Annotated in this window: 1 protein-coding gene and 1 pseudogene; both read left to right on the top strand. The window is 55.6% G+C overall.

Annotated elements, in window-relative coordinates; all coding sequences use genetic code 11:
• The coding region (locus ACTHSP_RS21250; RefSeq protein WP_440346913.1) for a cell division ATP-binding protein FtsE at positions 1 to 501 on the top strand (501 nt) is incomplete at its 5' end.
• Positions 498 to 640: pseudogene (locus tag ACTHSP_RS21255) on the top strand (permease-like cell division protein FtsX); the annotation flags it as partial. The gene ACTHSP_RS21250 and the pseudogene ACTHSP_RS21255, both read left to right, overlap by 4 nt.

The following is a 640-nucleotide window of genomic DNA, read 5'->3' on the forward strand; positions in this document are numbered from 1 at the left end:
ATTACCAAGCCTACCAAAGGCAAGGTTTGGTTCAACAATCAAGACCTCGGCACCTTGAGCGACAATCAGATCGGCTTTATGCGCCAACATATCGGCATTGTCTTCCAAGACCACAAAATCCTCTACGACCGCAATGTCTTGCAAAACGTTATCCTGCCTTTGCGGATCAGCGGCTACCAGCCGCGCAAAGCTGAAGAGCGCGCGCGTATTGCGATTGAGAAAGTCGGCTTGAAAGGCCGCGAAAACGATATGCCCATCACTTTGTCCGGCGGCGAACAACAACGTTTGTGCATCGCGCGCGCAGTGGTTCACCAACCCAGCCTGCTGATCGCCGACGAGCCGTCCGCCAGCCTCGACCGCGCCTATGCGCTGGATATTATGGAATTGTTCAAAACCTTCCATGAAGCAGGCACGACCGTGATCGTTGCGGCGCACGATGAAACGCTGATGGCGGATTACGGCCACCGCGTCTTGCGCCTGCAGAAAGGACGCCTCGCATGAGTATGATTCATTACATCTCGTTACACGTCGAATCGGCGCGCGCCGCGCTCAAAGAGCTTCTGCGCCAACCCATCGGCACGCTGCTGACCCTGCTCATGCTTGCCGTTGCCATGACCTTGCCGCTGTTTATGTATTTGGG

Source organism: Neisseria sp. P0001.S005 (genome assembly GCF_051963715.1).